The 799-nt window shown below is 34.9% G+C and carries 1 pseudogene; it reads right to left on the bottom strand.

Annotated elements, in window-relative coordinates:
- Window positions 1–678 (bottom strand): annotated as a pseudogene (locus E1171_RS00560) (hypothetical protein); the annotation flags it as partial.
- Window positions 679–799: the final 121 nt, after the last annotated feature.

Genomic DNA, 799 nt, shown 5'->3' with positions numbered 1-799 from the left:
GTAGTCAGGAGCACCCTCCATATTTACTTTGATTTCGCGGGCACGTATGGTACCTATTACATCTAGTTTATAGTCAGGGGAAGTGGTTCCAATACCTACATTTCCATTTCCACTTATAATCATTCTGGTATGGTTTCCGGTATTAAACTTAATACTTGTTCGAAGCCCATTACTTTCATGTGAATTTTCATAAAAAGATTCTATAATACCTCCTAAGCCATCATAACCAATGCGAAAGTGACTTACTTGATTAACACCTGCTATCACATAAGTTTTTGTATTATTATATACAGCAAGGTTTCCACCTTTTATTTCAAATTTTTGAAAAGGGTTAGTGACTCCCACACCTATTTTACCACTTTTATTAATTCGCATTATTTCATTCAACCCACTTATAAATGCTATATCCCCAGAACTACTATTGTCAAAAGATTTTATTTCACCTGTATTATTGAGGGTATTATATGATAAACCAATATAATTACTTTTGTCTCTGCCTACGAAAATAACCCTGTTCTCAGTATCTATTAATCCAATATTGCCATTAGTGACTTGTAGTTTTTGTGAAGGATTGGTTATACCTATTCCTACATTTCCAGTAGATTCTATTTTATTTCCCTGTGCAAACAAATTAAAAGTAACTCCAAGCACTACAATAGTTAATATAATTTTTCTCATTCCTTTTTTTAATTTTCAACTTGCTTATAACGACTCGGCTGGCTGCTGTGCTTTATTAGCGTCGGATCTTTTGCGTGCTGGAAAAGCATGACAGCTCGCCATTGTGTGTGCCCGGAACGGG

The sequence above is a fragment of the Xanthovirga aplysinae genome, assembly GCF_009711365.1.
Classification (GTDB): Bacteria; Bacteroidota; Bacteroidia; order Cytophagales; family Cyclobacteriaceae; genus Xanthovirga; species Xanthovirga aplysinae.
This window is presented reverse-complemented; position numbering and strand designations above follow the sequence as displayed.